Source organism: Telluria sp. ZT3P26, from assembly GCF_059686035.1.
In genome coordinates, this window is record NZ_JCASII010000003.1 from 401,530 (window position 1) to 419,453 (window position 17,924).

The window sequence follows — 17,924 nt, forward strand, 5'->3', positions numbered from 1 at the left end:
GTGAATGGTATAAGCGCATTATGCCCTGATTATCTTTGTGCGCGACCTGCGTAGCATGGCCACATTCCCTCACCCATTCCATGGAGTTCGCCATGAACGCCCCCAGGTCATCCTCGCTCTCGTCCGGCATGGTCATGCTGCTGGCAGCGGCCGCCGGCATCATTGTCGCCAACCTGTATTATGCGCAGCCCCTCGTCGGCCCGATCGGCGCTGCGCTGGGGCTGCCGCCCGCGGCGGCCGGCCTGATCGTCACGCTGACCCAGATCGGCTACACGCTGGGCCTGCTGTTCATCGTCCCGCTTGGCGACCTGCTGGAAAACCGGCGCCTGATCGTCACCGGCCTGCTCGTCACCAGCGGCGCGCTGGTGGTTGCGGCCACTGCCACCACCGCGTGGGCATTCCTGCTGGCCGCGCTGGCCATCGGACTGGGCGCCGTCGTGGCGCAGGTGCTGGTGCCATTCGCTGCCCATCTGGCGCCGGACGCCACACGCGGCCAGGTGGTCGGCAAGGTCGTCAGCGGCCTGCTGCTCGGCATCATGGTGGCGCGGCCGGTGGCAAGCGTGCTGGCCGGCCTGGGTGGCTGGCAGACCGTGTTCGGCATCGCCGCTGCGCTGGTCGCCCTGCTGGCCGTGCTGCTGCATATCAAGTTGCCGCTGCGCCAGCCGACGGCGACACAACCCTATCGTCGCCTGATCGGCTCGCTATGGCCGCTGTTGACCACGACCGTGGTGCTGCGTCGGCGCGCGCTGTATCACGCCGGCCTGTTCGGCGCCTTCAGCCTGTTCTGGACGGTGGCGCCACAGGCGCTGGCCGGCCCGGCGTTCGGCCTCACGCAGAACGGCATCGCGCTGTTTGCGCTGGTCGGCATGGCCGGCGCCGTGGCCTCTCCTGTTGCCGGCCGCCTGGCCGATGCCGGCCACACGATGAAAGCCACCGCCGTCGCCCTCGTGGTGGGTGCGCTGAGCTTCCTGCTGCCCTTGTTCGCGCCGTCGTCCAGGCCGGTCGCGCTCGGCTTGCTGGCCGTGGCCGCCATTGCCCTGGACGCTGCGGTGGCCGCCAACCTGGTGCTGGGCCAGCGCGCGCTGTTCGCGCTGGGCGCCGACATGCGCAGTCGCCTCAATGGCCTGTACTTCGCGCTGTTTTTTGCTGGCGGCGCGCTCGGTTCCGCACTGGGCGGCTGGGTGTATGCGGCGTATGGCTGGCATGCGGCGCTGCTGGTCGGCATGCTGCTGCCGGCACTGGCGCTGCCGGTCTGGCTCCGTGAAGCAGTCGGGCATGCGGCCGCACGCCAGAGCGTGTAGACCACGCGCCGGATTCAGATATGTTTTAATCAACCTTTATTTCGATCCGGAGCATGCAATGCACACGAACGACCAGGCGGCGACGCCGACAAAAGCCGAGCTGGACGAGGCTGCGCTGAACATGGCGCGCAATATGTTCCAGTATGCGCGGACTGGCGACGCCGACCATCTCGCCGCGTTCCTGTCGCGCGGCCTGCCGCCGAACCTGCGCAACGAAAAAGGCGACAGCCTGCTGATGCTGGCCAGCTACCACGGCCACCTGGACGCAGCGCGCGTCCTGCTCGGGCACGGCGCCGATCCGCACCTCATCAACGATGCGGGGCAAATGCCGTTGCACGGCGCGGCGTTCAAGGGCGATTTGCCCATGACGACGCTGTTGCTCGACAACGGCGCCCTGCCCGACTTCACCGGTCCATCGGGCCGGACCGCGCTGATGTTCGCCGCGATGTTCAACCGGGTCGCGATTGCCGAGCTGCTGATGGCGCGCGGCGCCGACCCGGCAGCGCGCGATGTAGCCGGCGTGAGCGCCTACGATGCGGCGCTCAAGATGGGCGCCCCCGACACGGCTGCCTTGCTGGCCCCGGCGAACTGACCTGAAAGCCGTTTCGTCAGGCGTTGCTGCGCACCGGACGGCGGCGCCGGCGCGCACACCAGGCCGCAACCAGCCCGAGCCCGACGATCGCGCCCGTGGCCGGCTCCGGCACGGCGATCGTTTCCCGTGCAGCAGCGACCAGCATGCCGCTGGCGCCGCTGCAGTTCGGGTATTGCAGACCGCAGCCGAACGGTTCGTCGCTGTTGGCGTCGATCACGTAAAACAGCGCACCCTGGCTCGCCATCCGGAAATCCGAATTGCCATCCGACGCGAAGATGCTGCCCCCGAGCAGGCCACCGGGCAGGAACGTCAGGTCCATGACGATCCGGTCGTAATAATTGCGCGGCGGGGTCAGGTAGCCATAGTCGATCAGATTGTGCTGCCCGCTGACCGTCGGGTGATCGAACCAGTAGCGCAGCGACAGTAAGCTCGACTGTGGATCGAGGCACGGCGGCCCGATGTCGCATTCGTTGCGGATATTCACGGACAGCGCGCCGGCGGCGACGGCTTCGTCGGAGAACGCCAGTTCCAGGTTGAGGCCGGTCGGCATCGCGCTGGATGCGCTCACTTGCTGCCAGCTGTACGTGACCGCCGCCTGGACCGGCAGCGTCAGGGTGGCAGCCAGCAGTGCGACGATGGGGGTAATGCGTCTCATGGATGATCTCCTCGGAAAGTTCCTACCCTACCTCAGCAAGAATCGCGCCCATGAATGTGATGCCAGCATCCCGTTGATTCTAAACAACATTTATGATGACTGCGAAGACCGCGCAGACAACGTGTCAGATTCTCCGACAAAACATGTCACATTCACCATGGCCGTCACCGTGAAGACGGGCGCCCTGCATGCTGGCCCCACCACCCTGCACATCCCCTATAATCGTGAGCGCCCTGCTACGGGGCGCGACTCCACTTACCCGAAGGACCCCGATGAAAGCCCTGCCCCTGCCCGTCCTCATGGCTGCCCTGCTGCTTGCCAGCAGCACTGCACGCGCCGACGATGCCGCGCTGCTCAAATGCCGCGCCCTGCCTGATACTGCCACGCGCGTGGCCTGCTACGACGCAATTCCTGTCGGCGTTGCCGGTCCGGTCGCTGCGGCTGTACCGGCGCGCACACCGGAACAGAACTTCGGCATGGAAGCGGTCAAGCAGCGTGAAGCGCAGCCGGCCTCGATCCGCAGCACGGTCGTGGGCGACTTCGACGGCTGGGGGCCCGGCTCGCAGATCCGCCTGGCCAATGGCCAGGTCTGGCGCATCATCGACGGCAGCGACGCCGTCCTGCCGCGCAAGAAGGATGCCGCGGTGACGATCGAGCGCAACCTGTTCGGCACGCTGTTCCTGAAGGTCGATGGCGGCAACAGTTCGGCCAAGGTCCGCCGGGTCAAGTAACGCCTAGGTCGGGGTGCGCACCATGTACAGCGCACCGTCCGGATACGTCTGCAGGCCAGCGCACTGCGTCGACGCTTCGCGCCAGCCCAGCGCCTCCCAGAAGCGCGCGCTGTCCTGCACCGATACCAGCGCCGCGTGCGGCAATCCCAGCGTGCGTGCCAGGCGCACTGCGTCGTCAACCAGCGCGCGCGCCAGGCCGCGCCCCAGTGCGCACGGCGCGATCGCCAGGTCGTGCAGGTACAGCGTGTCCGGCTCGTGCGCTACCTTGAATGGTGCGTTCAGGTCGGTCACCAGCCCCAGGCGCGACGGATAGGCGAACAGGTAGCCGCGCACGACGCCGTCCTGCATGCCGACCAGGCAGGTGCTGCCCGCCACTGCTATCCGGGATGCGACCACCGCGGCCGGCTCCTGCATCGCCGCCGGATAACAGGCGGCCTGGATGTCCAGCACGGCGGCGAGATCGGCGGGCAGCATCGGGCGCAGTAGCTGGTGCGAAAACGTAGACATGAGCATGGACGGGCAAAAAAACGCGCATCGTAGCATGCGCTTGACGCCTGCCATGGCATCGCGCATTCTAGCTGTCTTGACAACATCGCCTCATCAACGACAGGAACCAGCATGCCCAGCGCCAGCGACGTCACGACGCCCAACCGCCCCGAATACATCCTCCACGCCAGCTGCCCGGCCGGCATCGGCATCGTCGCAGCCGTCGCGACCTTCCTGGCCGAACGCGACTGCTACATCTGCGCACTCGAACAGTTCGACGACGATTCCACCGCACGCTTCTTCATGCGCGCCGTGTTCCGCCAGCAAGACAAATCACCGGCGATCGACGCCATCCGCGCAGAATTCGACAGTACGGTCGCCACGCGCCTGGACATGGGCTGGAAAATCTTCGATCCGCAAGACCCGGTGCGCACGGTGATCATGGTCTCGAAGACCGATCACTGCCTCGACGACCTGCTGTACCGCCGCCGCACGGGCGAACTCAATCTGTCGATCACGGCCGTGGTGTCGAACCACCTCGACCTGCGCCCGATGGTCGAGCGCGAAGGCATCCGCTTCATCTTCCTGCCTGTCACCAGGGACAACAAGGCGCAGCAAGAGGCGCGCCTGCTGGAAATCGTCGATGAAACCGACTCCGAACTCGTGATCCTGGCGCGCTACATGCAGATCCTGTCCGATGGCCTGGCGCGCCGCCTGGCCGGCAAGTGCATCAATATCCACCACTCGTTCCTGCCCGGCTTCAAGGGCGCCAAGCCCTACCAGCAGGCGTTCGACCGGGGCGTCAAGCTGATTGGCGCGACGGCCCACTACGCCACGCCCGACCTGGACGAAGGCCCGATCATCGAACAGGTGCTCACGCGCGTGGACCACAACTACCGGGTCGACCAGCTCACCCGCGTGGGGCGCGACAATGAATGCCTGGCGCTGGCCACGGCGGTTAAGTTTCACATCGAGCGCCGCGTGTTCGTGGACGGGAACAAGACCGTCGTGTTCCGCGGGCCGTAATGACACCTTGAACAACGTTGACTTATACTTAATGTAGGTGCGTCATCTAACCGTCGCAAATGTAACAGGACGTTATGTTCGTACCTTCTCACAGAGGGGAAGATCATGGAACATCAACAGCAGCATCCCGTGCGCCTGCGCATCAATGGCCAGGACCGCGAATTCAACGTCGAATCCTGGGTAACGCTGCTCGACCTGCTGCGCGAGCGCGCAGGCATGACCGGCACCAAGAAGGGCTGCGACCAGGGCCAGTGCGGCGCCTGCACCGTGCTGGTGGACGGCAAGCGCATCAACTCGTGCCTGACGCTGGCCGTCATGCAGGACGGTCGCGAGATCACCACCGTCGAGGGCCTGGCCACCGGCGACGACCTGCATCCGCTGCAGCAGGCGTTCATCGATTGCGACGCGTTCCAGTGCGGGTACTGTACGCCGGGGCAGCTGTGTTCGGCAGTGGGCCTCTTGAACGAAGGACAAGCCACCACGCGCGACGACGTGCGTGAACTCATGAGCGGCAACCTGTGCCGCTGCGGGGCTTACCCGCAGATCGCCGACGCCGTCGTCAAGATGCTCGACATGCGCGACACCAAGAAGACCACCGAAGGCTTCACGACCGGGGCGGTGCTGTCATGAACCCGTTCGCCTTTACCCAACCCACCGATATCGACGCGGCGCTGGCCGCCCTGCTCGATCCTGACACCCGCCCGATCGCCGGCGGCACCAATCTGCTCGACCTGATGAAGGAAAGCGTGATGAAGCCGTCACGCGTGGTCGACATCAACAACCTGGGCCTCGACCAGGTCGAAGAAAAAGACGGCGGCCTGCTGCTCGGCGCCCTGGCCCGCAACGCGGATACCGCCTACAACCCGCTGGTGCGCGAGCGTTACCCGCTGCTGTCGACGGCCATCCTGGCCGGCGCCTCGCCGCAACTGCGCAATATGGCCTCCAACGGCGGCAACCTGATGCAGCGCACGCGCTGCGTCTACTTCTACGACGTCGGCACCGCCTGCAACAAGCGTGAACCCGGCACCGGCTGCCCGGCGCGCGATGGCCTGAACCGCCAGCTGGCGATCCTCGGCACCAGCGAAAGCTGCATCGCCACCCACCCGTCGGACATGTGCGTGGCCTTGCGCGCGCTCGATGCCACCGTCCACGTGCGCTCGATGAGCGGCGCGCGCGAGATTCCCTTCGCCGAGTTCCACCGCCTGCCGGGCGACAAGCCCGAGATCGACAACACGCTGCAGCCAGGCGAGATGATCACCCATATCACGGTGCCGGAAGCCGACCGCTTCATCGATCACAGCGCCTACATCAAGGTGCGCGACCGCCTGTCGTACGCGTTCGCGCTGGTGTCGGTCGCCGCCGCGCTGGACCTCGATGCCGACGGCACGATCCGCGCCGCGCGCATCGCACTCGGTGGCGTGGCCCACAAGCCGTGGCGTGTCGAAGCCGCTGAAGAAGCGCTCGTCGGCAAGGCGGTCGGCGAAGCAGCGTTCCTGCAGGCTGCCGAGACCATCCTGCAAGGCGCACAGGGCTTCGGCCAAAACGACTTCAAGCTGCCGTTGGCGCGCAACGCCATCGTGCAAGCCTTGACCACCGCCGCGCGTGGCACCGACCACGCCCGCGGACTCGATGCACAAGGAGAACAAGCATGACCGACCTGATTCCAGAATTGCGCGCACCAAGCGCGCCGGCCGGCACCGGCCGCGTGAAAAGCGGCATGCCGGTCTCGCGCATCGATGGCCGCGCCAAGGTCACCGGCGAGGCGCAGTACGCCGCCGAATACTTTGCCCCCGACCTGGCCTATGGCGTGGTCGTCAGCGGCACCGTGGCCAAGGGCCGCATCACCAGCATCGACGCGACTGAAGCACTGGCCGTACCGGGCGTGATTTCGGTCATGACGCACGAGAACCGCCCCAAGATGCGCTCGTTCGACCTGGCATGGAAAGACATGACGGCGCCGGCCGGCTCGCCGTTCCGGCCCCTGTTCTCGGACGAAATCTTCTACAGTGGCCAGCCAGTGGCACTGGTGCTGGCTGAAACCTTCGAAGCGGCGCGCTACGCCAGCTCGCTCGTGCGCGTGCATTACGATGTCGATGCGCACGAGACGAACCTGCTGAAAAGCCTGGATCAGGCCTACGAGCCACGCAAGATGAAGGCCGGCTTCGTGCCGCCAAGCTCGATCGGCGACGGCGAAAAGGCGTTCGATGCGGCCGAGGTGCGGGTCGACTCGCAGTACTACAACGGTGTCGAGCACCACAACCCGATGGAGATGTTCGCCTCGACCGTGATTCGCGCTGAAAACGGCCACCTGACCGTCTACGACAAGACGCAAAGTTCGCAGAACAGCCGCTGGTATGTCTCGCACGGCTTTGGCCTGTCGAGCGACGACGTCACGGTGCGCAACCCGTACGTGGGCGGCGCCTTCGGTTCGGGCCTGCGCCCGCAATACCAGCTGCCGCTCGCCGTGATGGGCGCGCTGCAACTGGAGCGCTCGGTGCGCGTCGTGCTCACGCGCCAGCAGATGTTCAGCTTTGGCCACCGGCCGGAAACCTGGCACCGCATCCGCCTGGGCGCAGCGCCGGACGGCACGCTCAAGGCCATCTGGCACGAAGCGATCCAGGAAACCTCGCGTCTCGAAGACTACGTCGAAGTGATCGTCAACTGGTCGGGGCAGCTGTATGCGTGCACCGATATCAAGCTCGGTTACCAGGTGGTCGCCAACGACCGTTTCACGCCGCTGGACATGCGCGCCCCGGGCGCCGCCCACGGCGTGCACGCCATGGAAGTGGCGATGGACGAACTGGCCTACAAGCTCAAGATGGACCCGCTGGCGCTGCGCCTGAAGAACTACACCGACACGTCGCCGATCGAGGACAAGCCGTTCTCGAGCAAGGAACTGCGCGAATGCTACCGCCAGGGCGCCGAACGCTTCGGCTGGGACAAGCGCCCGATCGAGCCGCGCTCGATGCCCGACGGCGACGAGCTGGTGGGCTGGGGCATGGCGACCGGCATCTGGGATGCGATGGTGATGGTGGCGCGCGTCAGCGCCGTCATGCACAGCAACGGCCGCCTGGTCGTGAGCAGCGCGGCCACCGATATCGGCACCGGCACCTACACCGTGATGTCGATGATTGCCGCCGAAGCCATGGGCCTGCCGATGGAACTGGTGACGTTCCAGCTGGGTGACTCGACGCTGCCGATGGCGCCGATCGAGGGTGGCTCGTCGCACGTGACCACCGTGGGCTCGGGCGTGCATGGCGCCTGCGAAAAGCTCAAGAAGTCGCTGCTGAAGCTGGCAACGAAGATGGACAATTCGCCGCTGGCCAAGGCGCGCCTGCGCGACGTGGAATTCGGCGACGGCGCCGTGTTCCTGAAAGACGATCCATCGCGCCGCGTGGAACTGACGCAGGTGCTGGCCAATGCGGGCGTCGATCAGGTTGAAGAGAAATACTTCATGACGCCGCAGATGCTCAAGCAGCGCAAGTATGCGCGCGCCGTGCACTCGGCCGTGTTCTGCGAAGTGCGCGTGAACGAAAAGCTGGGCATGGTGCGCGTGACGCGCGTGGTCAGTGCGATTGCCGCCGGGCGCATCATCAGCGCCAAGACCGCAGCCAGCCAGATCAGCGGCGCGGTCGTCTGGGGCATCAGCCAGGCCCTGCATGAAGAAACCCATACCGATCACAAGTACGGGCGCTTCATGAACCACAACTTCGCCGAGTACCACGTGGCGGTCAACGCCGACATCCACGACATCGACGTGATCTTCGTGGAAGAAGACGACCGCATCGTGAGCAAGCAGCTGGGCGCCAAAGGCGTGGGCGAGATCGGCATCGTGGGTGTGGCGGCCGCGATCTCGAACGCGATCTTCCATGCCACCGGCACGCGGCTGCGCACGACGCCGATGACGCCGGCAAAACTGCTGATGGGCGACGAGGAACTCCCGGTCCAGCCGCCGGTCTGACAATACGGCGCTGCAGAGACCATGAACGCCATCTTCGGATGGCGTTTTTTACGTCCGACACAGCGTTTTCCCCGGTTTCATTTTTACCGGAAAAAGCGTCATGCACACCACATACGTATTTCCACGTAGTTGCACAACAATATGTTTACTGGTACAACATCTGGTGCGTAAGACAACGCCGCACGACAGCACGGCACAGAAATAGTGCCGGCTGCAAAACCACACCAAGAACGAGATACGAGGACGACACCATGAAGCTCAAGATGCTGTGCGCAGCTGCCTGCCTGACCGCTTTCGGCACGGGCCTGGCCCATGCCCAGGCTTACCCGACCAAGACCATCACCATGATCGTGCCGTTTGCAGCCGGCGGCCCGACCGACACCGTGGCACGCCTCGTCGCACAATCGATGGGCACCACGCTCAAGCAGCAGATCATCGTCGAGAACGTCGGCGGTGCCGGCGGCACCATCGGCGCCGCGCGCGCCGCCAAGTCCGCACCGGATGGCTACACGCTGTTCCTGCACCACATCGGTCAATCGACCGCGCCAGCCCTGTACCGCAAGCTGCCGTATGACGCCATCACCAGCTTCGAGCCGATCGGCCTGATCACCGACGTGCCGATGACCGTCGTCGCCAAGGCGAACTTCCCGGCCAAGGACATGAAAGAGCTGATCACGTACGTGAAAGCCAACAAGGACAAGGTCACCTACGCGCACGCAGGCCTGGGTTCGGCATCGCACCTGTGCGGCATGCTGCTGCAGACCGCGATGGGCGTCGAGCTGACCACCGTGCCGTACAAGGGCACCGGTCCGGCGATGAACGACCTGCTGGGCGGCCAGGTGGACTTCATGTGCGACCAGACCACCAACACCACCAGCCAGATCAAGGGCGGCAAGATCAAGGCCTACGGCGTGACGACCAAGACCCCGGTCGCGTCGCTGCCGAACCTGCCGACGCTGGACAAGGCTGGCCTGCCAGGCTTCGAAGTCGGCGTCTGGCACGGCCTGTACGCGCCAAAAGGCACGCCGAAGCCAACCGTCGACGCGCTGTCGAACGCCCTGCGCGCCGCGCTGCGCGATCCGAACGTGGTCAAGCGCTTCGCCGACCTTGGCACCGAGCCGGTCCCTGCCAATCAGGCCACGCCGGAAGCCCTGCGCACGCACCTGAAACAGCAGATCGACCTGTGGGGCCCGATCATCAAGAAAGCCGGCGCCTTCGCCGACTGATGCCGCATTGACGACGTCGCGCCGCGCCGGCCTGTCCGGCTGCGGTGCGGCGTCGTCGCATCTGCCTCGCCGCCGTACGCGAGCCGGCTGCATCAGTGATCTGCATTCACGCTTTTCGAACCACTGCATCTGCATCTGCATCACCGCATCTGCAACACAATAAAGGGGACCACTACCGTGCCAGCATTTATCCGCCATCCGAAGGACTTTTGGAGCGGCATTGTCTTTCTATTTTTCGGTCTGAGCGCCGTCTACATCGGTCAGGACTACGAAATTGGCAGTGCCGGCCGCATGGGCCCGGCCTACTTCCCGATCGTGCTGGGCGCCCTGCTTTCGCTGATCGGCGTGGCGTCGTTCGTGCGCTCGTTCTTCCGTCCGGGCGAGGCGATCGGCCGCATTTATTATCGCGAACTGACGATCGTGCTGGTTGCGGTGCTGCTGTTCGGCTTCCTGGTGCGCAATGCCGGCCTGGCGCCTGCTGGCTTCCTGCTGATCCTGATCAGCTCGTACGCCAGCGACAAATTTGAATTGAAGAAGTCACTCGCGCTGGCCGTGGGCATGACGTTGTTTGCAATCGGTCTGTTCGTCAAGCTGCTTGGCTTGCCGATGCCGATCATTGGCCCTTGGCTCGGTGGGAATTAAATCATATGGAAATTTTCAGTAACCTCGCACTGGGCCTCGAAACGGCCCTGTCCATGCAAAACCTGTTCTACTGTCTGGTCGGCGTGTTCGTCGGCACCGCAGTGGGCGTGCTGCCGGGCCTGGGCCCGATCGCTACCATCGCGATGCTGCTGCCGGCCACGTTCGGCCTGCCGCCGGAGTCCGCGCTGATCATGCTGGCTGGTATCTACTACGGCGCGCAATACGGTGGCTCGACCACCGCGATTCTGGTCAACCTGCCGGGCGAATCATCGTCAGTCGTGACGGCGCTGGACGGCTACCAGATGGCCCGCAACGGCCAGGCCGGCAAGGCGCTGGCTACCGCGGCGATCTCGTCGTTCTTCGCCGGTACCGTTGCCACGGTCCTTCTGGCCCTGGCGGCACCGCCACTGGCCGACCTGGCGCTTGAATTCGGCCCTGCCGAGTACTTTTCGCTGATGGTGCTGGGTCTGGTGGCGTCGGTTGTCCTGGCCAGCGGCTCGCTGCTCAAGGCGATCGGCATGGTGCTGCTGGGCCTGCTGCTGGGTGTGGTCGGTACCGACGTCAACTCGGGTTCGGCGCGCTACACCTTCGACATGCCTGAGCTGGCTGACGGCATCAACTTCGTCATCGTCGCAATGGGCATGTTCGGTATCGGCGAAATCATCCGCAATCTTGAGCACAACGAAGACCGCAACCTGGTGATGAAGAAAGTCACCGGGCTGATGCTCAACAAGGAAGACTTCAAGCGCATCATGTGGCCGGTCATCCGCGGCACGGGCCTGGGCTCGCTGCTGGGCATCCTGCCGGGCGGCGGCGCGATGCTGGCCTCATTCGCGTCGTACTCGCTCGAAAAGAAAGTGTCGAAGAACGCAGCCAACTTCGGCAAGGGCGCCATCGAAGGCGTTGCGGCGCCGGAAGCGGCCAACAACGCGGGTGCGCAGACCTCGTTCATCCCGATGCTGACGCTGGGCATTCCATCGAATCCGGTGATGGCGCTGATGATCGGCGCGATGATCATCCAGGGCATCCAGCCTGGTCCTGCCGTCATGACCGAGCAGCCTGGCCTGTTCTGGGGCCTGATCGTCTCGATGTGGGTCGGTAACCTGTTCCTCGTCGTGCTGAACCTGCCGATGATCGGTATCTGGGTGCGCATGATCATGGTGCCGTACCAGATGCTGTATCCGGCGATCCTGATGTTCTGCGCGATCGGTGTCTTCAGCCTGAACAACAGCACTTTCGACGTCTACCTGATGGCCTTGTTCGGCCTGCTCGGCTACCTGTGCGCCAAGCTCGAACTGGAGCCCGCACCCATGCTGCTCGGCTTCATCATCGGCCCGATGATGGAAGAATACCTGCGCCGCGCCCTGCTGCTCTCGCGCGCCGACCCGATGGTGTTCATCGAGCGTCCGATCTCGGGCGTCATGCTGGGCCTGGCCGCCGCAGCCATGATCGTCGTCCTGCTGCCTTCACTGCGAAAGAAACGCGAAGAAGCCTTCCAGGAAGATTGATGCACTAAACCCGCATCACCCCGCGCCGCCCGGCGCCGGCCCCAAAGCCGGCCCGGGCGGCGGCCGTTTACACCCACACTACCCGCCCCCCCACCATCCAGATCCTGAACAATTAGGGTCAGAGTAGACTTATTGGGCAATTCCTCAAAGTTGTCAAACAATCTGACTCCGACCCCAATTGGAAAGCAAGGGCCGCGCGGAAAGCTGCCTGGCGGCATTGCAGGGCGTAACTGTTTTCAGGGTTATTGCTCAACAATTCGACTCTGACCCTCATTGCGGTCGTCGAAGAGTGGCGGGGCTATTCGCGGCGGTCGGTGTGCAGGGGCAGGAGGACGGTGAAGGTGCTGCCGTGGCCGTCGCCGGGGCTGTGGGCGGTGACGGTGCCGTCGTGGGCTTCGACCAGGTTCTTGACGAGGGCGAGGCCCAGGCCGAGGCCGCCGCCGGTGCGATCGGCCGAGCGTTCGGCCTGGACGTAGAGGTCGAACAGGCGCGGCATCAGGTCGGGCGCGATGCCCATGCCGTTGTCGGTGACGCGCAGCGCTGCCATGCGGCCCCGTTTTTCGAGGGCGATGTGAAGCATGCCGCCATCGTCCGTGTAGCGGATCGCGTTGGTCAGCAGATTGCTCACCACCTGGATCAGCCGCGTGCGGTCGCCCAGCACCAGCAGGCTGGATGCGCCCGATGCCAGGTCGATGCGATGCCGCTTCTGGTTTGCCGCCGACTGCACCTGTTCGAGCGCAGCGGCGACCACATCGGCCAGCTCGACCGGCGTTTTTTCCAGCTGCACGAGGCCGCGGCTCACGCGCGAGACGTCCAGCAGATCCTCGACCAGGCGGCTCATGTGCGTCACCTGGCGCCGGATCAATTCCCCCATCTGATTGGCGCGCTGGGACGAGACGCCCTCGGGCAGCAGCATGCTCGCGGCCATGCCGGCCGCCGACAGCGGCCCGCGCAGCTCGTGGCTGAGGGTGGCGAGGAACTCGTCCTTGCTGCGGTCGGCTTTCTGCAGCGCCGCGGCTTTGTCGTCCAGCAGGTCGTTGAGTGCTTCGATATTGCGGTTGCGCTCTTCCAGCCGGGTGGAGACGAGCTGCAGCTCTTCCTGCCGCGCCTGCAGCGCGCCGAGGGCGTCGGCCAGTTCACGGTTCTGGTGTCGTGCTTCGGACAGCGCTGCGTGGTTGGGCAGCGTTTCGAACTGCGCCACCAGCGGGGCGAAGCCGTCGGCGCTGATGAAACCCGTCTGCGCGGGAAAGCGCTTGCCGACCGTGATGCAGGTGCCCAGGGGGCCACTGGCAATCTCGAACTGGTCCATCAGCCGCCGCGCCGACAGGATGCCGATGCCCATCCCCGACGGCGACCGGTACGTACCGGACAGCACGTGCGCGACATCGGCGATCCCGGGCCCGCGGTCTTCGAACGTGATGCACAGGGATTGGGGTGCGACCGCGCCTTCGGCCGAGAAGGACACCAGGCCGGCGCCGGCATAATTGAAGATATTGCGCGCCAGTTCGGACACGACCGTGCCAATACGCGCCTGGTCGACCGAACCGAATCCGCATGCGCCCGCGATCTGGCGCGCACGCTGGCGCGCCGCGATCACATCAAATTCGGTGCCCACATTGAGCGTCAGGATGGCCTGCGTCATGCGGGCTGGGAGAAGATCATGGTGTCACTCTACAGGGAAAAGTGGCATCTGAAGAGCGCAGAAACCGGTGGCGGGCCGAATTATAACCCGCCACCACAAGGCATTCTCCTACAAATTGTGACAGCCGATCCTGCTCCAGTGCGTCACCGCCCCTTACACGCCGACCATCGAGACGGCCTTCGTGTTCAGGTACGATTCCAGCGCCTCCGGCCCGCCTTCCGAACCGTAACCGGAATCCTTGATGCCGCCAAATGGCAGCTCCGCACTTGGCGTGGCCGGCTGGTTGATCCACAGCATGCCCACTTCGACACGGTTCATCAGCAACTGCGCGTTCTTGATCGAGCGCGTGAACGCGTAACCAGCCAGGCCATACGGCAGGCGGTTCGCTTCGGCGATCATGTCCTCCAGGCTGTCGAAGCCGCGGATGCCCGCGATCGGGCCGAACGGCTCGTCGTTGAACATGCTGGCGTCCAGCGGCACATCGGCCAGGATCGTCGGCGCGAAGAAGTTGCCGCTGGTGCCCACGCGTTCACCACCCGTTGCCACCGTGGCGCCACGGGCGCGCGCATCGTCGACCACCTTGGCCATCGCGTCCAGGCGGCGCGCATTGGCCAGCGGACCGAGCGTCGTGCCATCGGCCATGCCGTCGCCCAGCTTGAGGCTTTCGGCGTGCTGCACCAGCGCGCGCGTGAACTCGGCCTTGACGGCGTTATGCACGAGGAAACGGGTCGGCGAGATGCACACCTGGCCCGCGTTGCGGAACTTGGCCGCGCCCGCCGCCTTGACGGCCAGCGCCACGTCGGCATCCTCGGCGATGATGACCGGCGCATGGCCGCCCAGCTCCATCGTCGCGCGCTTCATGTGCGCGCCGGCCAGCGCCGCCAGCTGCTTGCCCACCGGCGTCGAGCCGGTGAACGTCACCTTGCGGATGATCGGGCTCGGAATCAGGTAACCCGAAATTTCGGCCGGATCACCGAACACCAGACCGACGACGCCCGGTGGCAGGCCGGCATCGACGAAGCACTGCAACAGCGCTGCGGGCGAGGCCGGGGTTTCTTCAGGCGCCTTGCACAGGAACGAGCAGCCGGTGGTCAAGGCTGCAGCGAGCTTGCGCACGATCTGGTTGATCGGGAAGTTCCATGGCGTGAACGCGGCGACCGGGCCGACCGGCTCCTTCAGCACGAGCTGCTGCGCAGCCGGGTTGCGCGACGGGACGATGCGGCCATACACGCGCATGCCCTCGGCGGCGAACCAGTCGATGATCTCGGCGCCGGCCATGGCCTCGCCCTTCGCTTCGGCCAGCGGCTTGCCCTGCTCCTGCGTCAGCAGGCGCGCGATGTCGCCGGCGCGCTCGCGCAGCAGCGTCGCGGCGCGGCGCATGATCGCAGCACGTTCGGCAGCAGGAACGGCGCGCCAGGTCTCGAAACCGGTCTGTGCGGCAGCCAGCGCGCGATCGAGGTCGGCGATGCTGGCGTGGGCGACCTTGCCGATCGGCTGGCCGGTGGCCGGGTTGATCACGGGGATAGTCTTGCCGCCGCTGGCGTCGTGCCATTCGTTGGCGATGAGGAGACGGGTATCGGGGTAGCTGGAAGTCGTCATGGTAAGTGGTCCTGTGGTAAGGACGACAATCTTACCGTGGATGGCGACTTGCTGCAGAGGACCCCGCCGCTTCGGCGGCGCCCGCCTCGGCCATCGACCGGATGCGCGCGGCCATCGCGTCCATCGAGAACGGCTTGGTCAGCACCGCCATCCCCGGGTCGAGGTAGCCATTATTCAGTACGGCATTCTCGGCGTAGCCGGTGATGAACAGGACCTGCATCCCGGGCCGGGCCGCGCGCCCCGCATCGGCCATCTGGCGCCCGTTCATGCCACCGGGCAGCCCGACATCCGTCACCAGCAGGTCAATCCGCGCATCCGATTGCAGTATCTTGAGACCCGCCGCGCTGTCGGCCGCCTCGATCCAGCCGAAGCCCAGATCCTGCAGGATGTCGATGACCAGCATGCGCACCGTGGGTTCGTCATCGACGATCAGGACCGTGCCCACCTGCCCGGACTGCGTCAGCGCCGTCGGCGCCGCGACGTCGGCCTCCAGCTCGGTAGCGCCGGCGCCGTAATGCCGCGGCAGGTAGATGCTCACCGTCGTGCCCTGGCCCACCTCGGAGTAGATGCGCACCTGGCCACCGGACTGCTGGGCGAAGCCATAGATCATCGACAGCCCGAGTCCCGTCCCCTGGCCGATCGGCTTGGTCGTGAAGAACGGTTCGAACGCGCGGGCGACGACGTCCGGCGCCATGCCCACGCCCGTGTCGCTGACCGACAGCGCCAGATACTGGCCCTGCGCCATGTTCTGCTGGCGAGCGACGCGCTCGTCGATCCATTTGTTGGCGGTCTCGACAGTGATGTTGCCACCATCGGGCATCGCGTCACGCGCATTGATGCACAGGTTCAGCAGCGCGTTTTCAAGCTGCGACGCATCGACCAGTGCCGGCCAGGCATCGGCGACGCAGACCACCTCGATCCGCACCGCCGGGCCTACCGTGCGCTGGACCAGCTCCTGCATGTCCACGACCAGCCGGTTCACATTGGTCGGCTTGGGCGTCAGGGTCTGCTGGCGCGAGAAGGCCAGCAGGCGATGCGTCAGCGCCGCCGCCCGCTTGGACGCGCCCAGCGCCGTTGCGATATACCGGTCGAAGTCGCTGAAGCGCCCCTGCTGCATGCGCATCTGCATCAGTTGCAGGGCGCCGGAGATACCGGCCAGCAGATTGTTGAAATCGTGCGCCAGGCCGCCGGTCAGCTGACCCACCGCTTCCATTTTCTGGCTCTGGCGCAAGGCATTCTGCATCGCCTCGAGTTCGGCCAGCTGCTCCTGGTCGCGCGTGATGTCCCGGCCCACGGCATTGATCAGGTCTTCGTGCGCGCGCGTCGACCACGAGATCCAGCGGTAGCTGCCGTCGCGATGGCGGTAGCGGTTGTCGAACCGCTGATGGCCGATCCCATGCGACAACTCCTGCGCGCCGGCGATGGTGTGCGCCATGTCGTCCGGATGAATCAGGTCGAACAGGTTCGCACCGACCAGTTCATGCTCGCGCCAGCCCAGCACGGCCGACCACGCCGGATTGGTGGCCGTAATCGTGCCATCGAACGTGCAGCGCAACATGATGTCCGACGACAGCATCCACAGCGCATTGCGATCCTGCGCCCGCTCCGCGACCTGGCGCTCCAGATCGAGCAGGATGCGCTTGCGCTGGTCGATGTCGTCGAATACGAGGATGATGCCGGCCTGCTCGCCGGCGCTGTCGATCAGCGGCACGGCGCTGATGGCAACCCAGGTGTGCGTGCCATCGGGCGCGCGTCGAAGGAATTCTTCGCCGGGCGCCACGAGTTCGCCCCGCAACGCGCGTGCGCTCGGATAATTCTCCGGTGCCAGCAGGCGTCCCTGCACATCGTAGCCGCACCAGTCTTCCCACGCGCGCTGCACGGTATCCGTGGGCGAAAAGTCCGGGACAAAGGTCCGGAACACGGGATTGCTCAGGATGGCCTGCCCATCCATGTCAAACAGGCAAATGCCAACCGGAAGGTGCTCGATCACGGCGGCGAGCCGGCTGGCGGCTTCCCTGCGCGCAACGATTTCCTGCTCCAGCGCGATATTGCGCTTGATGAGCTGGGCCTGCGCCGCATCGCGCTCCCGCGCGGCGACAACGCCAGCCGTTGTTTCAGTCGCAATATTGAGAAAGCCGGTGATGTGGCCGTCATTGCGCAGCGGGCTGTAGGCGAACGACCACCAGGTTTCTTCTTCGTGGCCACTGCGCGTCATCACCAGCGGCATGTCGGCAAAACTGACTGCTTCGCCGGCCATCACGCGCGCCACCAGCGGGCCGATATCGGCCCAGACGTCGGCCCAGACTTCGTGCAATGGCTGCCCCAGTGCAGCGGGATGGCGTTTGGCCAGAAACGGCGCGTAGGCCGCGTTGTAGAGCAGCGTCCTGTCGGGGCCCCAGGTCGCACACATGGCCACCGGCGTTGCCAGCATCATGCCGAACACCGCTTCGAGCGGTGCGGGCCACGCCGCACGCGCCCCCAGCGGGGTGGCGCTCCAGTCGAATGCCGCGATGCCGGCGTGCGCCGCGTTCACAACCCTGTCCCGGTGCAATGAT

The 17,924-nt window shown here is 65.4% G+C and carries 15 protein-coding genes; 10 read left to right on the forward strand and 5 right to left on the reverse strand.

Annotated features, from left to right (window positions below; all coding sequences use genetic code 11):
• The first annotated feature begins 92 nt into the window (after positions 1 to 92).
• Positions 93 to 1,301, forward strand: a complete 1,209-nt coding sequence (locus tag AC56LN_RS12530) for an MFS transporter (protein ID WP_499572097.1) — start codon at positions 93 to 95, stop codon at positions 1,299 to 1,301.
• A gap of 58 nt (positions 1,302 to 1,359) precedes the next feature.
• The gene (locus AC56LN_RS12535; protein WP_499572098.1) at positions 1,360 to 1,893 is read left to right on the forward strand and encodes an ankyrin repeat domain-containing protein; all 534 of its coding nucleotides are present in this window, start codon (positions 1,360 to 1,362) and stop codon (positions 1,891 to 1,893) included.
• Positions 1,894 to 1,909: 16 nt separating this feature from the next.
• Here the strand turns inward: AC56LN_RS12535 and AC56LN_RS12540 are convergent, their stop codons facing one another.
• Positions 1,910 to 2,548, reverse strand: coding sequence for a PEP-CTERM sorting domain-containing protein (locus AC56LN_RS12540; RefSeq protein ID WP_499572100.1), 639 nt, complete (start codon positions 2,546 to 2,548; stop codon positions 1,910 to 1,912).
• 272 nt (positions 2,549 to 2,820) lie between these two features.
• Here AC56LN_RS12540 and AC56LN_RS12545 point away from each other — a divergent pair, with 272 nt between their 5' ends.
• Positions 2,821 to 3,279, forward strand: a complete 459-nt coding sequence (locus AC56LN_RS12545) for a hypothetical protein (RefSeq protein ID WP_499572101.1) — start codon at positions 2,821 to 2,823, stop codon at positions 3,277 to 3,279.
• Positions 3,280 to 3,282: 3 nt separating this feature from the next.
• Here AC56LN_RS12545 and AC56LN_RS12550 read toward each other — a convergent pair whose 3' ends face one another.
• Complete coding sequence (locus AC56LN_RS12550) at positions 3,283 to 3,786, reverse strand: GNAT family N-acetyltransferase (RefSeq protein WP_499572103.1); 504 nt, start codon at positions 3,784 to 3,786, stop codon at positions 3,283 to 3,285.
• 111 nt (positions 3,787 to 3,897) lie between these two features.
• Here AC56LN_RS12550 and purU point away from each other — a divergent pair, with 111 nt between their 5' ends.
• The 7 genes from purU to AC56LN_RS12585 all read left to right on the forward strand — a co-directional run bounded on the left by purU (position 3,898) and on the right by AC56LN_RS12585 (position 12,128).
• On the forward strand, positions 3,898 to 4,791 hold the full coding sequence (purU, locus tag AC56LN_RS12555; RefSeq protein WP_499572104.1) for a formyltetrahydrofolate deformylase: 894 nt from the start codon (positions 3,898 to 3,900) through the stop codon (positions 4,789 to 4,791).
• Positions 4,792 to 4,896: 105 nt separating this feature from the next.
• Positions 4,897 to 5,421, forward strand: coding sequence for a (2Fe-2S)-binding protein (locus AC56LN_RS12560; RefSeq protein ID WP_482898862.1), 525 nt, complete (start codon positions 4,897 to 4,899; stop codon positions 5,419 to 5,421).
• Positions 5,418 to 6,443 (forward strand): FAD binding domain-containing protein, encoded by a 1,026-nt coding sequence (locus AC56LN_RS12565; RefSeq protein WP_499572106.1) that lies wholly within the window; start codon positions 5,418 to 5,420, stop codon positions 6,441 to 6,443. The genes AC56LN_RS12560 and AC56LN_RS12565 overlap by 4 nt, the downstream gene beginning before the upstream one ends.
• Entirely contained in the window at positions 6,440 to 8,752 is a 2,313-nt protein-coding gene (locus tag AC56LN_RS12570) for a xanthine dehydrogenase family protein molybdopterin-binding subunit (protein WP_499572108.1), read from the forward strand. Before AC56LN_RS12565 ends, AC56LN_RS12570 begins: the two co-directional genes overlap by 4 nt.
• Positions 8,753 to 9,003: 251 nt before the next feature.
• Positions 9,004 to 9,978: a tripartite tricarboxylate transporter substrate binding protein BugD gene (locus AC56LN_RS12575; RefSeq protein ID WP_482898865.1), complete on the forward strand. Its 975-nt coding sequence runs from the start codon at positions 9,004 to 9,006 to the stop codon at positions 9,976 to 9,978.
• Between the two features lie 177 nt (positions 9,979 to 10,155).
• A complete protein-coding gene (locus tag AC56LN_RS12580) occupies positions 10,156 to 10,620 on the forward strand; it encodes a tripartite tricarboxylate transporter TctB family protein (RefSeq protein WP_499572109.1) in 465 nt (154 codons plus the stop codon).
• A 5-nt stretch (positions 10,621 to 10,625) separates the two neighbouring features.
• Positions 10,626 to 12,128, forward strand: a complete 1,503-nt coding sequence (locus AC56LN_RS12585; RefSeq protein WP_499572111.1) for a tripartite tricarboxylate transporter permease — start codon at positions 10,626 to 10,628, stop codon at positions 12,126 to 12,128.
• Between the two features lie 298 nt (positions 12,129 to 12,426).
• On the opposite strand, the gene AC56LN_RS12590 is transcribed toward AC56LN_RS12585, so the two are convergent.
• The 3 genes from AC56LN_RS12590 to AC56LN_RS12600 all read right to left on the reverse strand — a co-directional run bounded on the left by AC56LN_RS12590 (position 12,427) and on the right by AC56LN_RS12600 (position 17,902).
• Positions 12,427 to 13,770 carry an ATP-binding protein gene (locus tag AC56LN_RS12590; RefSeq protein WP_499572113.1) on the reverse strand — a complete coding sequence of 448 codons (1,344 nt, stop codon included), beginning with the start codon at positions 13,768 to 13,770 and terminating at the stop codon, positions 12,427 to 12,429.
• Positions 13,771 to 13,923: 153 nt separating this feature from the next.
• Positions 13,924 to 15,369, reverse strand: a complete 1,446-nt coding sequence (locus AC56LN_RS12595; protein WP_499572114.1) for an NAD-dependent succinate-semialdehyde dehydrogenase — start codon at positions 15,367 to 15,369, stop codon at positions 13,924 to 13,926.
• A gap of 31 nt (positions 15,370 to 15,400) precedes the next feature.
• On the reverse strand, positions 15,401 to 17,902 hold the full coding sequence (locus AC56LN_RS12600; RefSeq protein WP_499572115.1) for a PAS domain-containing hybrid sensor histidine kinase/response regulator family protein: 2,502 nt from the start codon (positions 17,900 to 17,902) through the stop codon (positions 15,401 to 15,403).
• Positions 17,903 to 17,924: the final 22 nt, after the last annotated feature.

Coding starts and splice junctions, on each gene's coding strand:
- AC56LN_RS12570 (WP_499572108.1), top strand. CDS start 6,440: ATGACCGACCTGATTCCAGAATTGCGCGCACCAAGCGCGCCGGCCGGC.
- AC56LN_RS12595 (WP_499572114.1), bottom strand. CDS start 15,369: ATGACGACTTCCAGCTACCCCGATACCCGTCTCCTCATCGCCAACGAA.
- AC56LN_RS12575 (WP_482898865.1), top strand. CDS start 9,004: ATGAAGCTCAAGATGCTGTGCGCAGCTGCCTGCCTGACCGCTTTCGGC.
- AC56LN_RS12545 (WP_499572101.1), top strand. CDS start 2,821: ATGAAAGCCCTGCCCCTGCCCGTCCTCATGGCTGCCCTGCTGCTTGCC.
- AC56LN_RS12560 (WP_482898862.1), top strand. CDS start 4,897: ATGGAACATCAACAGCAGCATCCCGTGCGCCTGCGCATCAATGGCCAG.
- AC56LN_RS12535 (WP_499572098.1), top strand. CDS start 1,360: ATGCACACGAACGACCAGGCGGCGACGCCGACAAAAGCCGAGCTGGAC.
- AC56LN_RS12530 (WP_499572097.1), top strand. CDS start 93: ATGAACGCCCCCAGGTCATCCTCGCTCTCGTCCGGCATGGTCATGCTG.
- AC56LN_RS12550 (WP_499572103.1), bottom strand. CDS start 3,786: ATGTCTACGTTTTCGCACCAGCTACTGCGCCCGATGCTGCCCGCCGAT.
- AC56LN_RS12585 (WP_499572111.1), top strand. CDS start 10,626: ATGGAAATTTTCAGTAACCTCGCACTGGGCCTCGAAACGGCCCTGTCC.
- purU (WP_499572104.1), top strand. CDS start 3,898: ATGCCCAGCGCCAGCGACGTCACGACGCCCAACCGCCCCGAATACATC.
- AC56LN_RS12565 (WP_499572106.1), top strand. CDS start 5,418: ATGAACCCGTTCGCCTTTACCCAACCCACCGATATCGACGCGGCGCTG.
- AC56LN_RS12540 (WP_499572100.1), bottom strand. CDS start 2,548: ATGAGACGCATTACCCCCATCGTCGCACTGCTGGCTGCCACCCTGACG.
- AC56LN_RS12590 (WP_499572113.1), bottom strand. CDS start 13,770: ATGACGCAGGCCATCCTGACGCTCAATGTGGGCACCGAATTTGATGTG.